At 52.2% G+C, this 760-nt stretch carries 1 protein-coding gene; it reads right to left on the bottom strand.

The genetic code is table 11. From position 1 onward, the window contains the following. Positions 1-35: 35 nt before the first annotated feature. Positions 36-730, bottom strand: a protein-coding gene (locus E2H86_RS25635; protein ID WP_200960243.1) for an IS1 family transposase whose coding sequence is annotated in 2 segments (ribosomal slippage) — positions 36-484 and positions 484-730 — 696 coding nt in all. Because the reading frame shifts where the segments join, the coding sequence is not laid out codon by codon here. Positions 731-760 lie beyond the last annotated feature (30 nt).

Genomic DNA, 760 nt, shown 5'->3' with positions numbered 1-760 from the left:
AATCCCAGACATAGCCCGTAGGGTAATGACTCCAATCAGTTGAAGTGGTGCCTTTCGATAAAGGCACCAATCACTTTCTCGTGGAGCTCAACGGAACGAGAGAAGCAGATGGTCTTGCGAGCCAATCGCTTGATGCGCGTTCTGAGCGTCAGGTTGTTACGCTCGATACGCTGGGTGAATATCTTCCCGGTCAGATGCATCTCGTTCGGCACCTCTCTGGCATAGCCTCCCCAATCATCACTGGTGATAAAGCCTATCTGGAACGGAGAAAGCAGGCTCAGCAACCGACGGCATGTCTCATCGTTGCGTGGGCCAAAGGTATATGCCACGACTCGTTTTCTCTTGGTATCAAAGGCATACCAAAGCCAATGTCGATGCTGTTTATTGCCGACATAGGCCCACTGCTCATCAAGTTCACAGATAAGCGCCACGTCATCGAGCACCACCTTTTCGGAGGTTACTTGCCTTGGGGTGAGTTTTTTAGGGCACGTATGACGGTGTTGATGCCAATCTTGAGGACGCGAGCAGTATCACGAACACCTGAGCCGTTGAACGCCATATCAACAATCTTGTCTTTGACGCCAGGCTTGCGGGCTTCATAGGTGTAGGTGAGCTGAAACACGTGCGGACAGACGGGGCAACGATAGCGAACATGGCCGGAAGGGGTCTTGCCATGGCGATATACGTGGTCAGAGTTGCAACGAGGGCAGTGAACGGGGATGGATGCCATGAAGCTATGAGTCTCAAAGGCACCCATCAT

Source organism: Pseudomonas putida, assembly GCF_004357765.1.
Taxonomy (GTDB): domain Bacteria; phylum Pseudomonadota; class Gammaproteobacteria; order Pseudomonadales; family Pseudomonadaceae; genus Aquipseudomonas; species Aquipseudomonas putida_U.
Note: the sequence above shows the minus strand (reverse complement) of the source record. Positions and strands in the feature narration are given on the sequence as shown.